This is a genomic window from Pseudomonas sp. lyk4-R2A-8 (assembly GCF_030209095.1).
In the GTDB taxonomy this organism is placed as follows: domain Bacteria; phylum Pseudomonadota; class Gammaproteobacteria; order Pseudomonadales; family Pseudomonadaceae; genus Aquipseudomonas; species Aquipseudomonas quebecensis.
This window is the reverse complement of the sequence record NZ_JARVSS010000029.1, coordinates 55,366-74,041: the sequence shown is the minus strand read 5'-3', so window position 1 is coordinate 74,041 and position 18,676 is coordinate 55,366. Positions and strand designations below refer to the sequence as shown.

The following is an 18,676-nucleotide window of genomic DNA, read 5'->3' as shown; positions in this document are numbered from 1 at the left end:
GATGTTTAAGAAAGTAAACACTGCCCTGCTGGGGCTGGCGTTGTCGATGGGGATCACGACCGCGCAAGCGCAAGAGGCAAAGAAAGTCGATGTGCTGCTGATCGGCGGCGGCATCATGAGTGCTACCCTCGGCGTATGGCTCAACGAGCTGGAACCGGATTGGTCGATGGAAATGGTCGAGCGTCTCGACGGCGTCGCCGAAGAAAGCTCCAACGGCTGGAACAACGCCGGTACCGGTCACTCGGCCCTGGCTGAGCTGAACTACACCCCGGAAGACAAGAACGGTAACGTTGAAATCCCCAAAGCGGTCGAGATCAACGAAGCGTTCCAGATCTCCCGTCAGTTCTGGTCCTGGCAGGTCCAGCAGGGCGTGCTGAAGAACCCGCGTTCGTTCATCAACTCCACACCGCACATGAGCTTCGTGTGGGGCGATGACAACATCAAGTTCCTGAAAAAGCGCTACGAAGCCCTGCAGGCGAGCCCGCTGTTCGCCGGCATGCAGTACTCCGAAGACCCGGCGCAGATCGCCAAGTGGGTGCCGCTGATGATGGAAGGGCGTGACCCCAACCAGAAAATCGCGGCCACCTGGAGCCCGATCGGCACCGACGTGAACTTCGGCGAGATCACGCGCCAGTTCGTCGCGCACCTGCAAACCACACCGAAGTTCGACCTGAAACTGTCGAGCGAAGTGCAGGACATCACCAAAAACGACGACGGTTCGTGGCGCGTCAGCTACAAAAACCTGAAGGACGGCACCCAGACTGAAACCGACGCCAAGTTCGTGTTCATCGGCGCCGGTGGCGGTGCACTGCACCTGCTGCAAAAGTCGGGCATTCCTGAAGCCAAGGAATACGCAGGCTTCCCGGTGGGCGGCTCGTTCCTGGTGACGGATAACCCGACCATCGCCGAGCAGCACCTGGCCAAGGCCTACGGTAAGGCTTCGGTCGGCGCGCCGCCGATGTCGGTGCCGCACCTGGACACCCGCGTGCTCGATGGCAAGCGCGTGATCCTGTTTGGCCCATTCGCGACCTTCTCCACCAAGTTCCTCAAGGAAGGCTCGTACCTGGACCTGCTGACCAGCACCACCACCCACAACATCTGGCCCATGACCAAAGTCGGTATTCGTGAATACCCGCTGGTCGAGTACCTTGCTGGCCAACTGATGCTGTCGGATGACGACCGTTACAACGCCCTGAAAGAGTATTTCCCGAACGCCAAGAAAGAAGATTGGCGCCTGTGGCAGGCCGGTCAGCGCGTGCAGATCATCAAGCGTGATGAAGAGCAGGGCGGCGTCCTCAAACTCGGCACTGAAGTGGTCAGCTCCGCCGACAACACCATCGCCGGCCTGTTGGGTGCATCGCCGGGCGCGTCCACCGCGGCTCCGATCATGCTGACCGTGCTGCAGAAAGTCTTCAAGGACAAGGTCGCCACCCCGGCCTGGCAGGAAAAACTGCACCAGATCGTGCCGAGCTACGGCACTAAGCTGAATGACAGCCCGGAAGCGGTTGCCAAGGAATGGGCCTACACCGCCGGTATCCTGCAACTGACTCCACCGCCTGCAATCCCACAGCGGACGGCACCAACGGCTACCGAGGCTGCCAAGCCTGCGGCCCAGCCAGGCAAGCCGGCGTCTGACCTGGCGCTGTAAAAAATGCTGTAAGACACAACAAAGCCCGCTGAACCGGTAACGGTCAGCGGGCTTTTTTGTGGGCATCTGTCAGAGGGTGAAGCCCTGCTTTAACTGCTCATGCAGATCGAGCGCCAAGTAGTTCGCGCTATCGGACAGCAAGTAGAGATGGTGGCGTGGCAATTCGGGCAGTTGCACCCCTGGAATGTTTTTAGTCAGCCCGGCGGTGATGCGACTTTCTTCGATCATGCCCACGGCCAGGCCACAGCTGATGGCCGCCTCCACTGCCGTGGAGCTCGCGCTTTCCAGTAGCACCCGGTAGTAGGTTCCGTTGTCCTTGAGCACCCGCATGGCGGAGGCGCGGTAGGGGCAACCGTTCAATTGCACGGCGATCGGCAGCGGCGCCTGTTCGGGTGTCTTGAAATTTTCGGACGCCACCCACACCGGCTGTATCGACCCTAACAATTCCCCTTGTTCCAGCGGCTGGGCGCTGACAATCAACGCCAGATCGATCTGTTCACGGCTGAACATGGTGAACAATTCGCCACTGGAGCGGGCTTCCACTTCCAGTTCGAGCAGCGGGTTATCGGCGATCAGTCGAGGCAGGAAGTCGCGCATAAAGGCGGGCGCGTAAGAGTCCGGCAAACCCAGGCGAATCTTCCCTTGCATGCGCTGCGGAGTCAGCGAGGCCAGCAGTCGGTCATGGCTCTTGAGGAAGTCAGTGGTTTCGCTGAGCAGCTTCTTGCCATACATCGTCAGCTCCACGCCTTGGTTGCTGCGAATGAACAAGCGCTGGCCGATCAACGCTTCGAGCTTCTGGACCTGCGTGGTGACCGTCGAGGCGCTGCGGTGCACATGCTGCGCGGCCTCATTGAAGCGTCGGAAACGCGCCACCGCATGAAAAGTGCGCAGCAGGTCAATGTTGAGTTGTTTGCTCATGATTCCTCTTTTGAGGATTAGTGGTGCGGATTATTCAAATATACAAAATCATGCGCGCTCCCTAGGCTTTGGGTCAAACAGCTACGCGTATGCGGTTGAGGCATGAGAACAATAAGAAAGGGAGCGCTTATGGATATCAATGAGCTGCCCGACACCATCGGACAGATCCTGCTGCGGATCGGTGGCGCGAGTGCCTACGTGCTGTCGCAGATGCAACTGTCAACTGCCCAGGGGGACGAACACATCCAGCGCTTTTACCGGCACGACTGTATGTATCGATTCTCCGACCTGATCGGCAGCAAGCTCGGCTTCCAGAAAACCGGCGAGTACTGCAGCGGTGACGGCAGCGTGCTGTTTCAGCTGTCGGAATATTGCGCGGATCACGCGGCCGTCAATTGAGTGAGGCAATCACCATGAAAAGACAAAGTGAGCTACCGGTATTTGCCCAAGGCTTCGCGCGCATCAGATCCGCCTTGCAGGCGTCATTGGCCCCCACATCCCGTTGTAAACATCCGGGCGCATTGCTTGATACGTTGCAACCTTGGCGCGACAGTTATTTGCGAACGGATGGGCCCAGTCTCATCGGGAGCCGCACCCTTGCGGACTTGGGTTATGTGGACTCGCCCTTGGCGGTTTCCACGCCTCAACAGTTGACGGCCTTGGCCCAGGTATCCGGGCTGTTCAGCGAGCAGGGCATCCTCCAACTGCGACGTGCCTGTTATCAGTTGGAGGCGGGTTCCAGCACCAGTGCCTGGATCATTTCGAACCGCACCCGCAGCGTCACCGAGTCGTCCACACTGATACGCGAGATGATGAACAGTCGCGCCTTTTTGCTGGCGGTATCGCGCATTGCCGGGGTTCCGTTGGTGCCCCATCCCTTTGCGCGGGCGCGTTCCCAGGTCAATTATTTCTATCCGCCTCAGGCACACCACGACAAAGCGCAGATCGGCATGTGGCACACCGACGGCACCAGTTTCGTGCTGAATATTCTGCTGTCTGAGGCCGATGAATATGACGGCGGCGAGTTCGTCTACTTCGATGGCACCGCTGAACGGTTCGATGTCGAGGAGCTGGATCAGCGTGTGCGCAGTTGCTCGGTCAAATCCAGCGGCGACGCGGTGTATATGTACGGCAGCCGTGTGTTCCATGGGGTGCGTCCGCTTACGCGCGGTCGTCGTATGTCGTTGGTGCTGTCGTTTCATTGCCCTTATAGCCAGGAGGATGTGAACAAGTTCTGGCACCTGGCTTCGGACGACGGGGTGTTGAGAACGATATGCCCGTGGTTCCGGCTTCAACGCGACCTGGCGCGGTCGGCCCACGAGCAGTATCAGCGACTGGGCATCGAGCCGATTACCTTCGCCGATCTCGATCCGTTGAGCGTATCGCCGTGAGCGCGCCCCGCATGGGTTGTGTGAAGCTGGTACTCCTGCAGGCGGTGTTTGTCCTGTCCTGGAGTTCCGGCTTTATCGGCGCCAAGTTAGGCGCACAGACTGCCGGTGCCTTCAACCTGCTGTTCTGGCGATTTCTGTTGGTCTCGCTGTGCCTGGGCGTGTTTTTGAATGTGCGGTTGCTCAAGGTTTCCTGGGCGCAGATACGCCATCACGCGGTAATCGGGTTTCTCTCGCAATTCCTCTACTTGAGTTGCGTTTACGTGGCGATCCAGAACGGGTTGCCGCCGGGGATCGCGGCCATTATCGCGGCCTTGCAGCCGTTGATGACGGCGGCGCTGTCAACGGGGAACGCTGGGGAGCGCAGTGGTGGATGGCAGTGGTTGGGGTTGCTGATCGGGTTTGTCGGCGTGTCGATCGTCATCTCGGGGCAATACGGCAGCAGCGGGCAAAGTGTCGGCCTGGTCATGTATCTGTTGCCGCTGGTGTCGGCGTTGGGGCTAACCCTGGCAACCCTGTATGAGCGCCGTTCGGCGCAACAACACAGCACGGACCTGGTCTTGCCGCTGTTTATCCAATCGCTATTGACGCTGATCGGGTTTACCGCTGCGGTGTTGTATACCGACACCCTGAGCATTCCCCATGAGCCTGAGGTACTGATCTCGATTGTCTGGCTGACGGTGTTCTCGACCTTCATTGCCTACTTGAGTCTTTGGATGCTGCTGCGGTTCATGACCGCGACCCACGTGGCAGTGCTGGTTTACCTGGAGCCGCCAGTGACCTTGGTGTGGGCGGCGTTGATGTTTGGCGATGCGATTCTCGCCTCCACCTATGCCGGCATTGCGGTGGTTGTCGCCGGTCTGATTCTGGTTCGACTCAAGCGACCGGCCGTCGCCTGCACATCGTGATGCCCTCAGCTTCAGCAAGCTGACAGATACCGCCTGTTACAAATTGTCCATGGCCACGCAGGAGCATGGTTGCGGCAACGGGGGGATTTTTGACAGCGGCAGGTGTTGGGCGCTAACGCCCGAGGGGTTTGTATGTTGCTACGTTATGCGGCATTGGCGGCGGTGGTCGTGGCTGCGTCCGGGTGTGTGCAAGAGCGTGTGGTGCATGAGCGCCGACCGGTGCAACGGGAATATGTCGAGGTGGTGGCGCCGCAGCCGCCGCCGGTGCAAGTGGTCGAAGTCGAACCGCCGGCACGTTATGGCTATATCTGGTCTCGCGGTTATTGGCGTTGGGAGGGCGGTCGCTACGTGGCGGTCCATGGCCACTGGGAGCCAGTGCGCGAAGGCTATCGCTATGTGCATCCGCATTGGGTGCAGCGCAGTGATGGCTTTCACTGGCAGATTGGTGGCTGGGTGCGTTGAGCCCGGCTCAGCCCAGGCGCTTCATGCCGGCTGCCTTGGCGGCATCAGCGTCAAAGGTCGCAGTGTATTCACAGCCGGCTCCATGGGCGCACCGCTCAATCAGGCAGTCGGCGAAATCGGCCTTGCCGGCGCTGAACTTGCGTAGCGCCTGCCAGATGACTTCGGCATGTTCCAGGGTCAACTCGCGGGTGCGCAGCAGGGTTTCCAGCACGCTGACCACGTCACGCTTGGCGCAGGCGTAGCAGCTCTGCAGGACCCACACCAGTTCCACTACCGACACCAGGCTGACAAACCCTGGAGACACCGTAGTGAGGGATTCGATCAATTCGGATGCCTGGGCGGATTGAACCGGGTCGTCCTGGGTGATGTAGCGCACCAGGACGTTGGTATCCAACCCGATCATCGAGCGCTCGCTCCCTGCGCGGCAATGGCCTGGTTCATCTCGTCGAGCGAGACCGCGTTGGCTGGCGTCGGGATCAACCCCTTGAGGTCGCGGACGCTCTTGCTTGACGCAACAATGGAAAACCTGCCGTCTTCCATTTCGACGAATTCCACGCGGTCGCCGGTTTCCAGGCCTAGGGCGGTGCGGACCTGCACGGGGATGGTGATTTGTCCTTTAGAGGTGAGGGTGGCGGTGGCCATAGCAAATATCTCCATCGGGGTGTTCCTTACCCTAAGGTAAGGAACGATGGAGGACAAGGTCCGTTGGTCCATAGGTCGTTCTGCTCATGTAAAAGTGGGTAAGTAAAAAACCTAGCCCGAACTTCTATTTCTCGCACACCTGGCCTGGCGCCAAAGCAATACAAACTATGAACGCATGCCGGCTGCCTACCGCACCACGCGGTAGCACGGCACATACGCCGCGCCGCCCGGCAATTTCATGCGGTGCTGCGCGACGAACGCTTTCAACAGTTCATCCAGCGGTTTCATGATCGCTGGATCGCCATGGATCTCATATGGGCCATTTTCTTCGATCAGGCGGATGCCCTTGTCCTTCACGTTACCCGCCACGATCCCCGAGAACGCCCGGCGCAGGTTGGCCGCCAGTTCGTGGGGCGGCAGGGTGTGGCTCAGTTGCAGGCTGGCCATGTTCTCGTGCGTCGGATCGAACGGGCGCTGGAAGCCTTCGTCGATCTTGAGCAACCAGTTGAAGTGGAAGGCGTCGTTGCGCTCGCGGCGGAACTGCTTCACCGCCTTGAGGCCGGCGGTCATCTGGCGGGCCACTTCGGCCGGGTCGTCGATGATGATCTGATAATGCGCCTGCGCCGCTTCGCCCAAAGTGGCGCCGACAAAGGCGTGCAGTTGCTGCAGGTACGGTGCGGCCTGCTGCGGTCCGGTGAGGATCACCGGGAACGGCACGTCGCGGTTATCCGGGTGCATCAGGATGCCCAGCAGGTACAGGAACTCTTCGGCCGTGCCGGCGCCGCCGGGGAAGATGATGATGCCGTGGCCCACGCGCACAAAGGCTTCCAGGCGTTTTTCGATGTCCGGCAGGATCACCAGCTCGTTGACAATCGGGTTCGGCGCTTCGGCGGCGATGATGCCCGGCTCGGTCAGGCCCAGGTAGCGCCCGCCGGTGATACGTTGCTTGGCGTGGGAAATGGTCGCGCCTTTCATCGGACCTTTCATCACCCCCGGGCCGCAGCCGGTGCATACATCCAGACTGCGCAGGCCCAGTTCATGCCCGACTTTCTTGGTGTATTTGTATTCTTCGGTATTGATCGAGTGTCCGCCCCAGCACACCACGATCTTCGGTTCCACACCAGGGCGCAGCGTGCGCGCGTTGCGCAGCAGGTGGAACACGTAGTCGGTGATGCCCTGGGAGTTGCTCAGGTCGATGCGCTGGCTGTCCAGCTCGTTCTCGGTGTAGACGATGTCGCGCAGGGCACTGAACAGCATTTCGCGGGTGCTGGCGATCATCTCGCCATCGACGAAGGCGTCGGCCGGCGCGTTGAGCAATTCCAGGCGCACACCGCGGTCCTGTTGGTGGATGCGCACTTCAAAGTCTTTGTAGGCGTCGAGGATGGTCTTGGCGTTGTCGATGTGCGCGCCGGTGTTGAGGATCGCCAGGGCGCATTGGCGGAACAGGGTATAGATGCTGCCGGTGCCGGCTTCGCTCAGTTGCTGCACTTCGCGTTGGGAGAGGGTTTCGAGGCTGCCCTTGGGGCTGACGGAGGCGTTGATGACTTGACGTTGGGGCATTCTGATTCCTTGAAAGCACAGCCACCGCAGCCGCTGAGGCGCGATGGCTTGGGAAAGGTGGGCGCCGATGAGGGGCGCACGAGACGGTTTTTTAACTCAGGCACACGGCCCAGCGCAAACACCGCTCAACACCATCATGCCGCAGAACTCACTCGATCAGCTTCCAGTTTTTGTAGAAAACCCGACGCAGGGTAAAGACCAGCGCGGCAAACCCGGCGATCACGGCATTGAGCACCGATGGCACTGGGGTCGGCCGCACGATATCGATGAACAGGCAGTAGCGCTTGGCATCGTTCTTATTGAAAGACGCGTGCATCAGCGTGTCATCGAAGATAAATAACGGGTCGTCGTGCCAGTAGTGTTTGTGCTCGCCCACCTGGATATACACGCCGTCGTGATGGGGCGCCGGCGCCATGTTGTAAAGCACGCGGAACATCATGCGCAGTGGGCCGAAGTGAAAGGACGTGGAGCGGTTTTCGTTGAACACCGACACCCCGATGGTTTTTACGAACGGCAGTTTTTTGCGCAGGGCCGGGATGTCCAGGTGGGTCTCGATCGGCCGCCCGTACCATTGGAAAAACAACATGCCTCGCTTTTTCTCGGCCATGCGTTCGTCGAGGTAACCGATGATTTCGTCCTTGTGGGCCATGGCCTCATCAATGACCCGTTGCAGCTCTTCACGCCAGGCGGGTGGCAGGTCACGCATCGTATAGATGTGGCGATTGCGCGAGCTCAGCAGGTCGAACAGGGTATTGAACGGCGCCAACAGCCAGGTGTTGCGGCCGCTGCCGATAAAGTACTTTTTGATGGTGGACGCATCGTACAGGCCGTTGCGCAAAAAATCGTAAAGGCCGCACAGCAGCACCAGGCACAGAAACACCAGCGTGGTCTCGGGGAATACATCGATAAACAGCAGGCCCGCGAGCACCCAGGCCAGCGAGATGGCTTTTTTACGCACAGCAGGCTTGTTCATGAACTCAGCTCCACAAGGACGCCATTCGACAGGTCCGGACCGGTGGCTGCGAGTGGTGGGTTTGAAACATGTTGAAACAACTACGTCATAATAAGGCGTTTGACCCCGTGTCGGCAGTTTAAATAGTGCGAAAAAGTGTGCAGGCCACTCACAGTTTTTAACGGTTGCCGGGGTGTGTGCACCGAATTTTGTAAACGCGAGATTTACGACTATCGTGACGCTTCGGTTTTTCGGACGTCATAGACCGGTACGATTGAAGCTGAATGGCCACCACTGGCCCTCGGCACCTTGGAAGAGGCAGAAACTTTATGATCATCAAACCGCGGGTTCGTGGCTTTATCTGTGTGACCGCTCACCCTGTTGGCTGTGAAGCGAACGTCAAGGAACAGATCGATTACGTGACCCAGCATGGCGCCATCGAAGGCGGCCCGAAGAAGGTGCTGGTACTCGGCGCTTCCACCGGTTACGGCCTGGCCGCGCGCATCAGCGCTGCGTTTGGCTGCGGCGCCGACACCCTGGGCGTGTTTTTTGAGAAAGAAGGCGAAGAAGGCAAGCTGAGCTCCGCCGGCTGGTACAACAGCGCTGCGTTCGAGAAGTTTGCGGTCGAAAAAGGCCTGTATGCCAAGAGCATCAACGGCGACGCGTTCTCCGACGAGATCAAGCGCCTGACCATCGAAACCATCAAAAAAGACCTGGGCAAGATCGACCTGGTGGTCTACAGCCTGGCCGCGCCACGCCGTACCGACCCCAAGACCGGTGAAGTCTACAACTCCACGCTCAAGCCGATCGGCAAGGCCGTGACCCTGCGCGGTATCAACACCGACAAAGGGGTTGTGGTCGACACCACCTTGGAGCCGGCGACCCAAGAAGAAATCGCCGGCACCGTGAAAGTCATGGGTGGCGAAGACTGGCAGCTGTGGATCGACGCGCTGCGTGACGCCGATGTACTGGCCGAAGGCGCCAAGACCACCGCCTTTACCTACCTTGGCGAAAAGCTGACCCAGGACATCTACTGGAACGGCTCGATCGGTGAAGCCAAGAAAGACCTGGACAAGAAAGTCCTGACCCTGCGCGACAACCTCGCCGCACTGAAGGGCGACGCCCGTGTGTCGGTGCTCAAGGCCGTGGTCACCCAGGCCAGCTCGGCGATCCCGATCATGCCGCTGTACCTGTCGCTGCTGTTCAAAGTGATGAAAGAGCAGGGCACTCACGAAGGGTGCATCGAGCAGGTCTACGGTTTGTTCAAGGACAGCCTGTACGGCAAAGAGCCGAAGCTCGACACCGACGGCCGCCTGCGCGCCGACCTGGCCGAGCTGGAGCCGAAGGTTCAGGACGCCGTGGCGGCCCTGTGGAACCAGGTCACCGACGAGAACGTCAACGAGATCAGCGATTTTGCCGGTTACAAAGCGGAATTCCTGCGCTTGTTCGGCTTTGAAGTCGATGGCGTGGACTACGAGGCTGATGTAAATCCGACGGTGAAGATCAACGGTCTGATCCAAGCCTAAAGCGCGGTTAAAAATGTAGAAGGGGGCTTGCCCCCGATGGCGTCGCGTCAGACAGCTCAGCTGTAGCTGAGCTACCGCCGTCGGGGGCAAGTCCCTCCCACTTTGATTTGTGTGCGTTTCAGAGGTTTCTTGCGCTTCAGCGCGCCTTTCCCTCTCTTCAAATCTGCCAGACTCCTCCCGCTATCAAGCCAAGCCAACGGAGGATCTGATGACGATTCGTGCAGTAGTTTTTGATTTCGGCGGTGTTCTCTTCGATTGGAGCCCGCATCACCTCTACCGCAAACTGATTGCCGACGATCAAGAACGGCAGTGGTTCCTGGATAACATCTGCACCCAGGCCTGGAATACCGAACAAGATGCGGGGCGGCCGCTGGCCGAAGCCATGCAAATCCTGATCGATCAACACCCCCACCCTAGAGACTCGATCACGGCCTTTTACGAGATGACGTGGCCGACAAGCCGATGCCGCCAGCGCTCTGGGTTGGCAGGACATTCATCATGTATCGGCCGAGCAGACATCGGCACGATTGCGTGAATTGGGCGTGAGCTTCTAGCGCGCCCATTTCTCCATCACAAAATCGACAAACGCTCGCAACTTGGGCAGGCGATAACGATCCTGGCCGTACAGCACGTGCATGGGGCGGCTGGGCAATTGATAGTCGGTCAGCAACGCCACAAGTTTGCCGCTGTGCAGATCGGGCTGGACCAGCGCATCGGGCAGCATCACGATGCCCATGCCTTGCACCGCCGCTTGGCGCAGGGCTTGTGAGCTATTGATGGTCAACGATCCCGACACCGGGATTTCCACTTCGCCGTCCGCTCCCGTCATACGCCAGAGCTTGTCGGCGTTGCGCCAGTCGTCGGTGGACGGATAGGCGAATGCCAGGCAGTCGTGTTGTTGCAGGTCTTCGGGCCTGGTCGGCGTGCCGCGTCGCGCCAGGTAGCTCGGCGAAGCGCAGAGGGTGATGGTGTAGTCCTGCATGGGCCGGGCGATCAGGCTCGACGGTTCCAACTCGCCCAAGCGGATCGCCACGTCGAAGCCACTGTCGACCAAGTCCATGCGTTGGTTGCTGAGCACCACATAGAGCTTGATCTGCGGATAACGTTGGGAGAATTCGCTCAACGCCGGCGCCAGGCGCTCGGTGCCGAAGGCGGGTGGGGCGGTGATGCGCAAGGTGCCTCTAGGCACGTCACTGTGGGCTTGTTCGGCCAGTTGTTCGGAGTCGGCCACTAGCCCCAACACCTCCAGACAGCGTTGGTAATACTGGCCGCCGAACTCCGTGAGACTCTGCTTGCGCGTGGTGCGCTTGAGCAGACTGACTCCCAGGCGCTGTTCCAGGGCGCGCAGGTGGTTACCGACCATCGTGGTCGACAGGCCGCAGGCGTGGGCCGCCGCCGTCAAACTGCCGGTCTCCACCACTTTTACGTACACCGACATTGCCTGGAACAGATCCATTATCAAGCCCTGGTTTAAAGTCATTGCAGAGATGCGCAGTTTATCCAGCTCAGGTGGCTAACGATACTGAGACCATCAACCTGATGACTTGGAGCCCGCACCATGACCGCCGCCTGCCTGATGACCACCTACCAACCCTTGGCCCTGAGCTTCGCCCGTGGCCTGGGCACGCGTCTGTGGGACCAGCAGGGTCGCGAGTACCTCGATGCGGTGGCGGGTGTGGCGGTGACCAATGTCGGGCATTCCCACCCGCGCCTGGTGGCGGCCATCAGCGAGCAGGCCGGTCTGTTGTTGCACACCTCCAACCTCTACAGCATTGACTGGCAACAACGCCTGGCCCGGCGCCTGGCGCAGCTGTCCGGCCTGGATTGCGGATTTTTCAACAACTCCGGCGCCGAGGCCAACGAAACCGCCCTCAAGCTGGCGCGCTTGCATGGCTGGAAAAAGGGCATTGAAGAACCGTTGATTGTGGTGATGGAGAACGCCTTTCACGGGCGCACCCTGGGCACCATGGCGGCCAGCGACGGACCGTCGGTGCGCCTCGGGTTTCAGCGCTTACCGGGGAATTTTCTCAAGGTCCGGTTCGGTGACCTGGCCGCCATCGAAGCGATCACCCGCACCCATGGCGCGCAGATTGCGGCCGTGTTGCTGGAGCCGATCCAGGGTGAAAGTGGTGTATTGCCGGCGCCGCCCGGCTATCTGCGTGGCTTGCGCGATCACTGCACAGCCCACGGCTGGCTGATGATGCTCGATGAAATCCAGACCGGCATCGGTCGCACCGGTGCGTGGTTCGCGTTCCAGCATGAAGGCATCGTGCCGGACGTCATGACCCTGGCCAAAGGCCTCGGCAACGGCGTGCCGATCGGCGCCTGCCTGGCACGGGCCGGTGTGGCGCGCCTGTTCACGCCGGGCAGTCATGGCAGCACGTTTGGCGGTAACCCGCTGGCTTGCCGGGTTGGCTGCACGGTGCTGGACATCATCGAAGAGCAGGGCTTGCTGCACAACGCCGCGCAACAGGGCGAACGCTTGCTGGCGCGGCTGCGCGTGGAACTGGCGGAACACCCCCAGGTGCTGGCGATTCGCGGGCAGGGCTTGATGATCGGCATCGAACTGGTCAGCCCGTATCGCGACCTGGCCCAGCGCGCCGCCCAGGAGCATGCGCTGCTGATCAATGTGACGCGCGGCAAAATCATCCGCCTGCTGCCGCCGTTGACCCTGGACGGCAAGGAAGTCGAGATGATCGTGCGGGCCATCAGCCGCTTATTGGATCAGGGCCATTGAGCCATTCTTGGTTGAGGGTTTCGGTGTCGCCCAGGTATTCGAGTAACCACGCCATGGCCGGGGACAGCTTGTTCTGCGCCCAGGCCACGCAGGACGGGCTGGCGGGGAAGGGGCGGGTCAGGTGCAGCGCCACCAGCTCGCCGCGTTCGATCCAGGGCGCTACCTTATGTGCCGGCGCCATGCCGACGCACAACCCATCGCGCAGGCAATCGATGGCTGACGCCCAGTTAGGCACCACCAGGCGCCGTTGGTTGTCCAGGGTCCAGGTGTCGCGCTTGGGCAGGTTACGCGAGGTGTCGGTCATGCACAGCGAGGCGAAGGGGCGCAATTGGTCGTCGCTGAGCAGGCCTTCAACGCTCGCCAGCGGATGCCGCGCGCTGACCACGCACAGCCAGTTCAACAACCCCATATCGCGAAAGGTAAAGTGGCTGGCCACCGGCACCGCGCTGGTGGCGCCGATCACAATGTCGGTGCGCTCGTCGGCCAGGGCATCCCACACACCGTTGTACACCTCGTACTCCAGCAGTAATTCCACCTCGGGGAACCGTCGATAGAAATCCAGCACCAATTGCCGGCAGCGCTGGGGTTTGACGATGGAGTCCACCGCCACCTTCAACTGGCCGCTCCAGCCATTGGCCACTTGCTGGCACAAGCGTCGCGTGCCGAGCATTTTCTTCATCACGCCCCGGGCTTCGTCGATAAACAGGCGGCCGGCGGGGGTCAGTTCCACGTCGCGGTGACGCCGCACGAACAGCGGCACCGCCAACCATTCTTCCAGCTGACGCACCGTATAGCTGATGGCCGACGGCACACGGTGCAATTCCTGTGCGGCGGCGCTGAAGCTGCCGTGGCGCGCCACGGCGTCTACCACATCCAGGGAATATTCGGACCACATGATCGGTGCCTTCAAAATTATTGATAGATTAGGCCAATTATTATCGCTTCACATGGAAACTGTCAGCTTCATAATGGGCGCCAGTCAGCAAATAGTTTGATGGCAAGGTCAACAAGGCTTCAATGAAAAATTCGTTTGGTTTTACCTGGTATCTGGCGGGCCTGAGCATGCTCGGTTATCTCGCCATGGACATGTACTTGCCGGCGTTCGGCGCCATGGGCGAACACTTGCAGATCAGCGCGGGCGCGGTCGGCGCCAGCTTGAGCGTCTTCCTCGCCGGGTTTGCGCTGGGGCAGTTGGTGTGGGGGCCGTTGTCCGACCGCCTGGGGCGCAAGCCGATTCTGCTAGCGGGCCTGAGCCTGTTTGTGCTGGGCTGCGCCGGCATGTTTTGGGTCGACAGTGCTGCGCAACTGTTGGCGCTGCGCTTTATCCAGGCGATCGGCGTGTGTTCCGCCGCCGTGAGCTGGCAGGCGCTCGTGATTGATCGCTACCCGGCCGACAAGGCCCATCGCGTGTTCGCCAGCATCATGCCGTTGATGTCGCTGTCGCCGGCCCTGGCGCCACTGTTGGGCGCGCTGGTGTTGAATCACGTAGGCTGGCAGGCGATCTTCGGCGTGTTGCTGGCTGTGTCGCTGGCGCTGCTGTTACCCACCTTATTCCTGCGCAGTGCGCCGAAACGACTGACACAGGCACCGGCGCGCCTGGGGTATGGGCAGTTGCTCAAGTCGCGGGTATTCAGCGGCAACGTAATGATTTTCGCCGCGTGCTCGGCCAGTTTTTTTGCCTGGCTTACAGCGTCCCCGTTCATTCTCGGCGGTATGGGTTACAGCCCCAATGATATTGGCTTGAGCTATGTGGTGCCGACCCTGGCATTCCTGATAGGTGGTTACAGTTGCCGCAGCGCCTTGCAGCATCTGCAGGGTAAAACCTTGCTGCCGTGGCTGCTGCTTGCCTACTGCGTGAGCATGGGGGCGCTGTACCTGGTCGCCACGTTGACCGTGCCGACGCTCACTACCCTGTTGATTCCGTTCTGCCTGATGGCGCTGTGCAACGGTGCCAGTTACCCCATCGTGGTGGCGAACGCGCTGATGCCCTTCGCGGAAAATTCCGGCAAGGCCGCAGCGCTGCAAAACACCCTGCAGTTGGGGTTGTGTTTTGTGAGCAGCCTGCTGGTGTCATCGATGCTCGAACATCCGCTAATGATCACCGTGATCGTGATGCTGGCAACCGCGCCGCTGGCAGTGTTGGGATATTGGCTGGCCCGGCTGAAGACCAATCGTGCCGAGCTGATGACAGAGCTGAACTGAAAGAACACCTGCGTAGCGGCTGCCCCAAAGTCTGCAAACTGTTTAAGCCTGGCACACCGCAGTGTCTGGAGACAGGGCCGCTTCGCGCCCCAGCGCGGGGCAAGCCCGCTCACCACAACTGCGGGGGTGCTGCTTCGCTGTGGTGAGCAGGCTTGTCCTGCGCTGGGCTGCGCAGCGGCCCTAATGGCTGCGAATGCGGTGTGTCCGACTCACAGCAGCACCCGTGATTAAAAGGTGATTTCCATATTCACGGTCGGCGTGGAGGTGCGGCTGCCGCGGCCGCCGTCGACGCCGAATTTGTTATGCCAGTACTCGTAACCTACCCCCAGGTACAGGTTCGGTTTGACGCTCTTGCCCGGTCGCACGGCCACCATCAACGCGGTGCGCATCAGCGCTTCGGCAGCGGTGTCGCGGCCGTGGTAGTCCTCGCCTTTAGCCCCGACGTAATTGATGAACCCTTGGAATTTCGCCCCGTGGTTGGCGATCTCGAATGGGCGCATCCACGTCAGGTTAAGCATGTAGGTGTCGTCGAAGGTGTGGTCGGATTCCTGGGCGCCGGGAATGCCAGTGTGGTTGCGCTCCTTGTAATACAGCAGGCTCAGGTCCAACACGCCGACAGTATTGAATTTCACGGTCGGGCCGAGCACCAGCGCGCGTTTCTTCGCGGAGGCGAAGTTGTTATTTCGGTTGGCGTCGAAGCCCAGGGTCAAGGCGTAATCCTTGACCGCACCCGTGCCCGGCGGCCTGTCGAATACCCGCGAGGCATACAGCTGGTGCCGGTACACCGCGTACACCTCGCTGCCCCCGTGATCGGTGCCCTTTCGTGGGTCGCGGCTGTCGGACAGGAATACATCCAGGTTGAGGAAATTGCTGCCGTATCGGTAGCCACTGGCGTGGGTGAAGCTGTAGATGCGCTTGCTGAATTCATCGGGGTTGTTCGGATTGGTGAACTGCTGGCCGTAGCGAAACCCTACGCTGTTGTTCATCCATTCCACCGCGACAGCCTCCCCGCCGCCCAGCAGAGTGAGTGCGACGGTAGCGCCCTGTAGTGCCTTTTTCATTGTTTTAGTGTCCTTGGCGTTGCGGCTCATCACGGCCGAATGGTTTTTGTAACGCCGGCGGAGGGTATCTTGTCTGGTTGATTGTATACAACTCTATGGACATCCAGTCCAAAGATTGCATACAGTGGCCGCACAACAAAAACAGAGAACCCCTCACCATGACTACCCCGAAGGCGTCACCGCAGCGGCCGGAAGATGAGAATCTTGGCGTCGCGGCCAACATGGCTTACGGCCTGCAGCATGTGCTCACCATGTACGGCGGCATCGTTGCCGTACCGTTGATCGTCGGCCAGGCGGCCGGGTTATCGCCGGCGGATATCGGCCTGTTGATCGCCGCGTCGCTGTTCGCGGGCGGCCTGGCGACCTTGTTGCAAACCCTCGGCCTGCCGTTTTTCGGCTGCCAGCTGCCGTTGGTGCAGGGCGTGTCGTTTGCCGGTGTGGCCACCATGGTGGCGATTGTCGGCAGCGACGGTGCCGGTGGTTTACCGGCGATTCTCGGAGCGGTAATGGCCGCGTCATTGATCGGCCTGTTGATCACCCCGGTGTTCTCGCGGATCACCAAGTTCTTCCCGCCGCTGGTCACCGGTATCGTCATCACCACTATCGGCCTGACCCTGATGCCCGTCGCGGCGCGCTGGGCCATGGGCGGCAACAGCCGCGCGGCGGATTTCGGCAGCATGCCCAATATCGGGTTGGCGGCGTTGACGCTGGTGCTGGTGCTGCTGCTGAGCAAAATCGGCAGCGCGACCATTTCGCGCCTATCGATCCTGCTGGCGATGGTGATCGGCACGCTGATCGCGGTGCTGCTGGGCATGGCCGACTTCTCCAGCGTGACCCAAGGGCCAATGTTCGGCTTCCCCACGCCGTTTCATTTCGGCATGCCAACCTTTCACATCGCTGCGATTATTTCGATGTGTATCGTGGTGATGGTGACCTTGGTGGAAACCTCGGCGGATATCCTCGCCGTGGGTGAAATCATCGACACCAGGGTGGACTCCAAGCGCCTGGGCAACGGCCTGCGCGCCGATATGCTGTCGAGCATGTTCGCGCCGATCTTTGGTTCGTTCACCCAGAGTGCCTTCGCCCAGAACGTCGGCCTGGTGGCGGTCACCGGGGTGAAAAGCCGCTTTGTGGTGGCCACCGGCGGGCTGTTCCTGGTCATTCTCGGCTTGCTGCCGTTCATGGGCCGGGTGATTGCCGCAGTGCCCACGTCGGTGCTGGGCGGCGCCGGGATCGTACTGTTCGGCACGGTGGCGGCCAGTGGAATTCGCACCTTGTCCAAGGTGGATTACCGCAACAATATGAACCTGATCATCGTCGCCACCTCCATCGGTTTCGGCATGATCCCCATCGCCGCGCCAAGCTTCTATGACCACTTCCCCAGCTGGTTCGCGACCATTTTCCATTCGGGGATCAGTTCGTCGGCGATCATGGCGATTCTGCTGAACCTGGCGTTCAACCATTTCACCGCGGGCAACTCGGACCAGCAGTCGGTGTTCGTCGCGGGGACCGAACGCAGCCTGTGCTTCCACGATGTGGCGGCGCTGCGTGATGGGGATTACTTCAGGGGCGGCAAGTTGTTCGATGCCGAGGGCAAAGAGATCCCGGTGACGGCCGAGCCGGCACGGCAGGCATCAAAGCCTGAGACCTCCGAGGTCTGAAGGAGTGGGAGGGCGCGTGCTTCCTCCCACACTGAACTCAACCGGCCTTGAGTGCCGCGCGCGGCACCGCGCACGCCTCATCCAAAAACTTCACCACGGTCCCCATGCACGCCTGGCGTTCTTCCACATGGGGCATGTGGCTGGAGTCCTCAAACAGCGCCCAGCGCACATCGGCGATCTCATCCAGGAACGGCTTGACCACCAGCGGCGTGGCCTCGTCGTGGCGGCCGGAGATCACCAGGGTCGGCACGTTGATCTTCGACAGACGGCCAATCGATTTCCAATCCTTCAGGCTGCCGATCACGTGGAACTCGGTAGGCCCGCTCATGGCGTGATACACCGTCGGGTCTGAATCGACCTGAGCAAAGGTGCGCGCGACCTCTTCCGGCCACGGGTTGACCCGGCACACGTGGTGGTCATAGAAAATCCGCGAAGTGGCGAGGTATTCCGGGTCCTGGTAGGTACCGGCGGCTTCGTGCTTGAGCAGGGTTTCATGCACGCCTTCGGGCAGCAGCTTGCGCAAGCGATTGGCTTCGCTGACCCAGGTGCGCATGCAGGTCGGCGAGTTGGCCGGGATAAACGCCCGCAGGCCCTTGGGCTGGCGGATCGCGTGTTCGCTGCCGAGCATGCCACCCCAGGATTGGCCGAGGATCGCGTAGTTATCGCTGATCTGCAGGTGGTCCAGCAGGTTGTCCAGCTCGGCGAGGAACAGTTCGACGGTCCAGAAGGACGGGTCTTTGCCGGGCAAGTGGGTGGAACGGCCGTTGCCCAATTGATCGTAATGGATTACGGCATGGCCGCTGGCCGCGACGTCCTTGAAGGCGTCGACATAATCATGGGTGCAGCCGGGGCCACCGTGGATAATCACCAGCGGGGTGCGGCCGCTGTTCAGGTCGCCGGTGACGCGGTACCAGGTCTGATAGGCGCCGAACGCCGCATACCCTTCGCGGATTTTTTCGATGAATTCCATTTCGTACCCTGCTCTTGAAAAAAAGGATCAGGGTCACGATA

General features: G+C 60.5%; 18 protein-coding genes and 1 pseudogene. 10 read left to right on the top strand and 9 right to left on the bottom strand.

Annotated elements, in window-relative coordinates; genetic code table 11:
• Position 1: 1 nt before the first annotated feature.
• Positions 2–1,648 carry a malate dehydrogenase (quinone) gene (mqo, locus tag QRN10_RS22185; protein ID WP_285429149.1) on the top strand — a complete coding sequence of 549 codons (1,647 nt, stop codon included), beginning with the start codon at positions 2–4 and terminating at the stop codon, positions 1,646–1,648.
• A 69-nt stretch (positions 1,649–1,717) separates the two neighbouring features.
• Here mqo and QRN10_RS22180 read toward each other — a convergent pair whose 3' ends face one another.
• A complete protein-coding gene (locus tag QRN10_RS22180) occupies positions 1,718–2,566 on the bottom strand; it encodes a LysR family transcriptional regulator (protein ID WP_253511360.1) in 849 nt (282 codons plus the stop codon).
• Positions 2,567–2,695: 129 nt separating this feature from the next.
• Between QRN10_RS22180 and QRN10_RS22175 the strand changes: the two genes are divergently transcribed.
• The 4 genes from QRN10_RS22175 (at position 2,696) to QRN10_RS22160 (ending at position 5,324) form a co-directional block, all read left to right on the top strand.
• Positions 2,696–2,965: a hypothetical protein gene (locus tag QRN10_RS22175; protein WP_285429148.1), complete on the top strand. Its 270-nt coding sequence runs from the start codon at positions 2,696–2,698 to the stop codon at positions 2,963–2,965.
• Positions 2,966–3,180: 215 nt separating this feature from the next.
• Entirely contained in the window at positions 3,181–3,957 is a 777-nt protein-coding gene (locus QRN10_RS22170) for a 2OG-Fe(II) oxygenase family protein (RefSeq protein ID WP_285429147.1), read from the top strand.
• Positions 3,958–3,968: 11 nt separating this feature from the next.
• A complete protein-coding gene (locus tag QRN10_RS22165; RefSeq protein WP_285429169.1) occupies positions 3,969–4,862 on the top strand; it encodes a DMT family transporter in 894 nt (297 codons plus the stop codon).
• A gap of 132 nt (positions 4,863–4,994) precedes the next feature.
• Entirely contained in the window at positions 4,995–5,324 is a 330-nt protein-coding gene (locus QRN10_RS22160; RefSeq protein ID WP_034096507.1) for a YXWGXW repeat-containing protein, read from the top strand.
• Positions 5,325–5,331: 7 nt separating this feature from the next.
• Here QRN10_RS22160 and QRN10_RS22155 read toward each other — a convergent pair whose 3' ends face one another.
• The 4 genes from QRN10_RS22155 to QRN10_RS22140 all read right to left on the bottom strand — a co-directional run bounded on the left by QRN10_RS22155 (position 5,332) and on the right by QRN10_RS22140 (position 8,499).
• Positions 5,332–5,727 carry a type II toxin-antitoxin system VapC family toxin gene (locus QRN10_RS22155; protein ID WP_181078185.1) on the bottom strand — a complete coding sequence of 132 codons (396 nt, stop codon included), beginning with the start codon at positions 5,725–5,727 and terminating at the stop codon, positions 5,332–5,334.
• A complete protein-coding gene (locus tag QRN10_RS22150) occupies positions 5,724–5,981 on the bottom strand; it encodes an AbrB/MazE/SpoVT family DNA-binding domain-containing protein (protein ID WP_181078187.1) in 258 nt (85 codons plus the stop codon). Before QRN10_RS22150 ends, QRN10_RS22155 begins: the two co-directional genes overlap by 4 nt.
• Positions 5,982–6,152: 171 nt before the next feature.
• Positions 6,153–7,526, bottom strand: coding sequence for a nucleotide 5'-monophosphate nucleosidase PpnN (ppnN, locus tag QRN10_RS22145; RefSeq protein ID WP_181078189.1), 1,374 nt, complete (start codon positions 7,524–7,526; stop codon positions 6,153–6,155).
• A gap of 148 nt (positions 7,527–7,674) precedes the next feature.
• Positions 7,675–8,499 carry an aspartyl/asparaginyl beta-hydroxylase domain-containing protein gene (locus QRN10_RS22140; RefSeq protein WP_181078191.1) on the bottom strand — a complete coding sequence of 275 codons (825 nt, stop codon included), beginning with the start codon at positions 8,497–8,499 and terminating at the stop codon, positions 7,675–7,677.
• 308 nt (positions 8,500–8,807) lie between these two features.
• Here QRN10_RS22140 and fabV point away from each other — a divergent pair, with 308 nt between their 5' ends.
• On the top strand, positions 8,808–10,004 hold the full coding sequence (gene fabV / locus QRN10_RS22135; protein ID WP_181078192.1) for an enoyl-ACP reductase FabV: 1,197 nt from the start codon (positions 8,808–8,810) through the stop codon (positions 10,002–10,004).
• A gap of 208 nt (positions 10,005–10,212) precedes the next feature.
• Positions 10,213–10,446: pseudogene (locus QRN10_RS22130) on the top strand (HAD family hydrolase); the annotation flags it as partial.
• A 108-nt stretch (positions 10,447–10,554) separates the two neighbouring features.
• On the opposite strand, the gene QRN10_RS22125 reads toward QRN10_RS22130, so the two are convergent.
• Positions 10,555–11,460 carry a LysR family transcriptional regulator gene (locus QRN10_RS22125; protein WP_266248529.1) on the bottom strand — a complete coding sequence of 302 codons (906 nt, stop codon included), beginning with the start codon at positions 11,458–11,460 and terminating at the stop codon, positions 10,555–10,557.
• Between the two features lie 102 nt (positions 11,461–11,562).
• Here QRN10_RS22125 and QRN10_RS22120 point away from each other — a divergent pair, with 102 nt between their 5' ends.
• Entirely contained in the window at positions 11,563–12,741 is a 1,179-nt protein-coding gene (locus QRN10_RS22120) for an aspartate aminotransferase family protein (protein ID WP_181078196.1), read from the top strand.
• On the opposite strand, the gene punR is transcribed toward QRN10_RS22120, so the two are convergent.
• Positions 12,713–13,636 carry a DNA-binding transcriptional activator PunR gene (punR, locus tag QRN10_RS22115; RefSeq protein ID WP_181078198.1) on the bottom strand — a complete coding sequence of 308 codons (924 nt, stop codon included), beginning with the start codon at positions 13,634–13,636 and terminating at the stop codon, positions 12,713–12,715. The two genes, QRN10_RS22120 and punR, sit on opposite strands and share 29 nt — an antisense overlap.
• Positions 13,637–13,758: 122 nt before the next feature.
• Between punR and punC the strand changes: the two genes are divergently transcribed.
• Positions 13,759–14,943, top strand: coding sequence for a purine nucleoside transporter PunC (gene punC / locus QRN10_RS22110; RefSeq protein WP_285429146.1), 1,185 nt, complete (start codon positions 13,759–13,761; stop codon positions 14,941–14,943).
• A 227-nt stretch (positions 14,944–15,170) separates the two neighbouring features.
• Here punC and QRN10_RS22105 read toward each other — a convergent pair whose 3' ends face one another.
• Positions 15,171–16,004 carry a nucleoside-binding protein gene (locus QRN10_RS22105; protein ID WP_285429145.1) on the bottom strand — a complete coding sequence of 278 codons (834 nt, stop codon included), beginning with the start codon at positions 16,002–16,004 and terminating at the stop codon, positions 15,171–15,173.
• Positions 16,005–16,162: 158 nt separating this feature from the next.
• Between QRN10_RS22105 and QRN10_RS22100 the strand changes: the two genes are divergently transcribed.
• On the top strand, positions 16,163–17,665 hold the full coding sequence (locus QRN10_RS22100; protein ID WP_285429144.1) for a nucleobase:cation symporter-2 family protein: 1,503 nt from the start codon (positions 16,163–16,165) through the stop codon (positions 17,663–17,665).
• Positions 17,666–17,702: 37 nt separating this feature from the next.
• Here QRN10_RS22100 and QRN10_RS22095 read toward each other — a convergent pair whose 3' ends face one another.
• Entirely contained in the window at positions 17,703–18,635 is a 933-nt protein-coding gene (locus QRN10_RS22095; RefSeq protein ID WP_253511390.1) for a proline iminopeptidase-family hydrolase, read from the bottom strand.
• Positions 18,636–18,676: the final 41 nt, after the last annotated feature.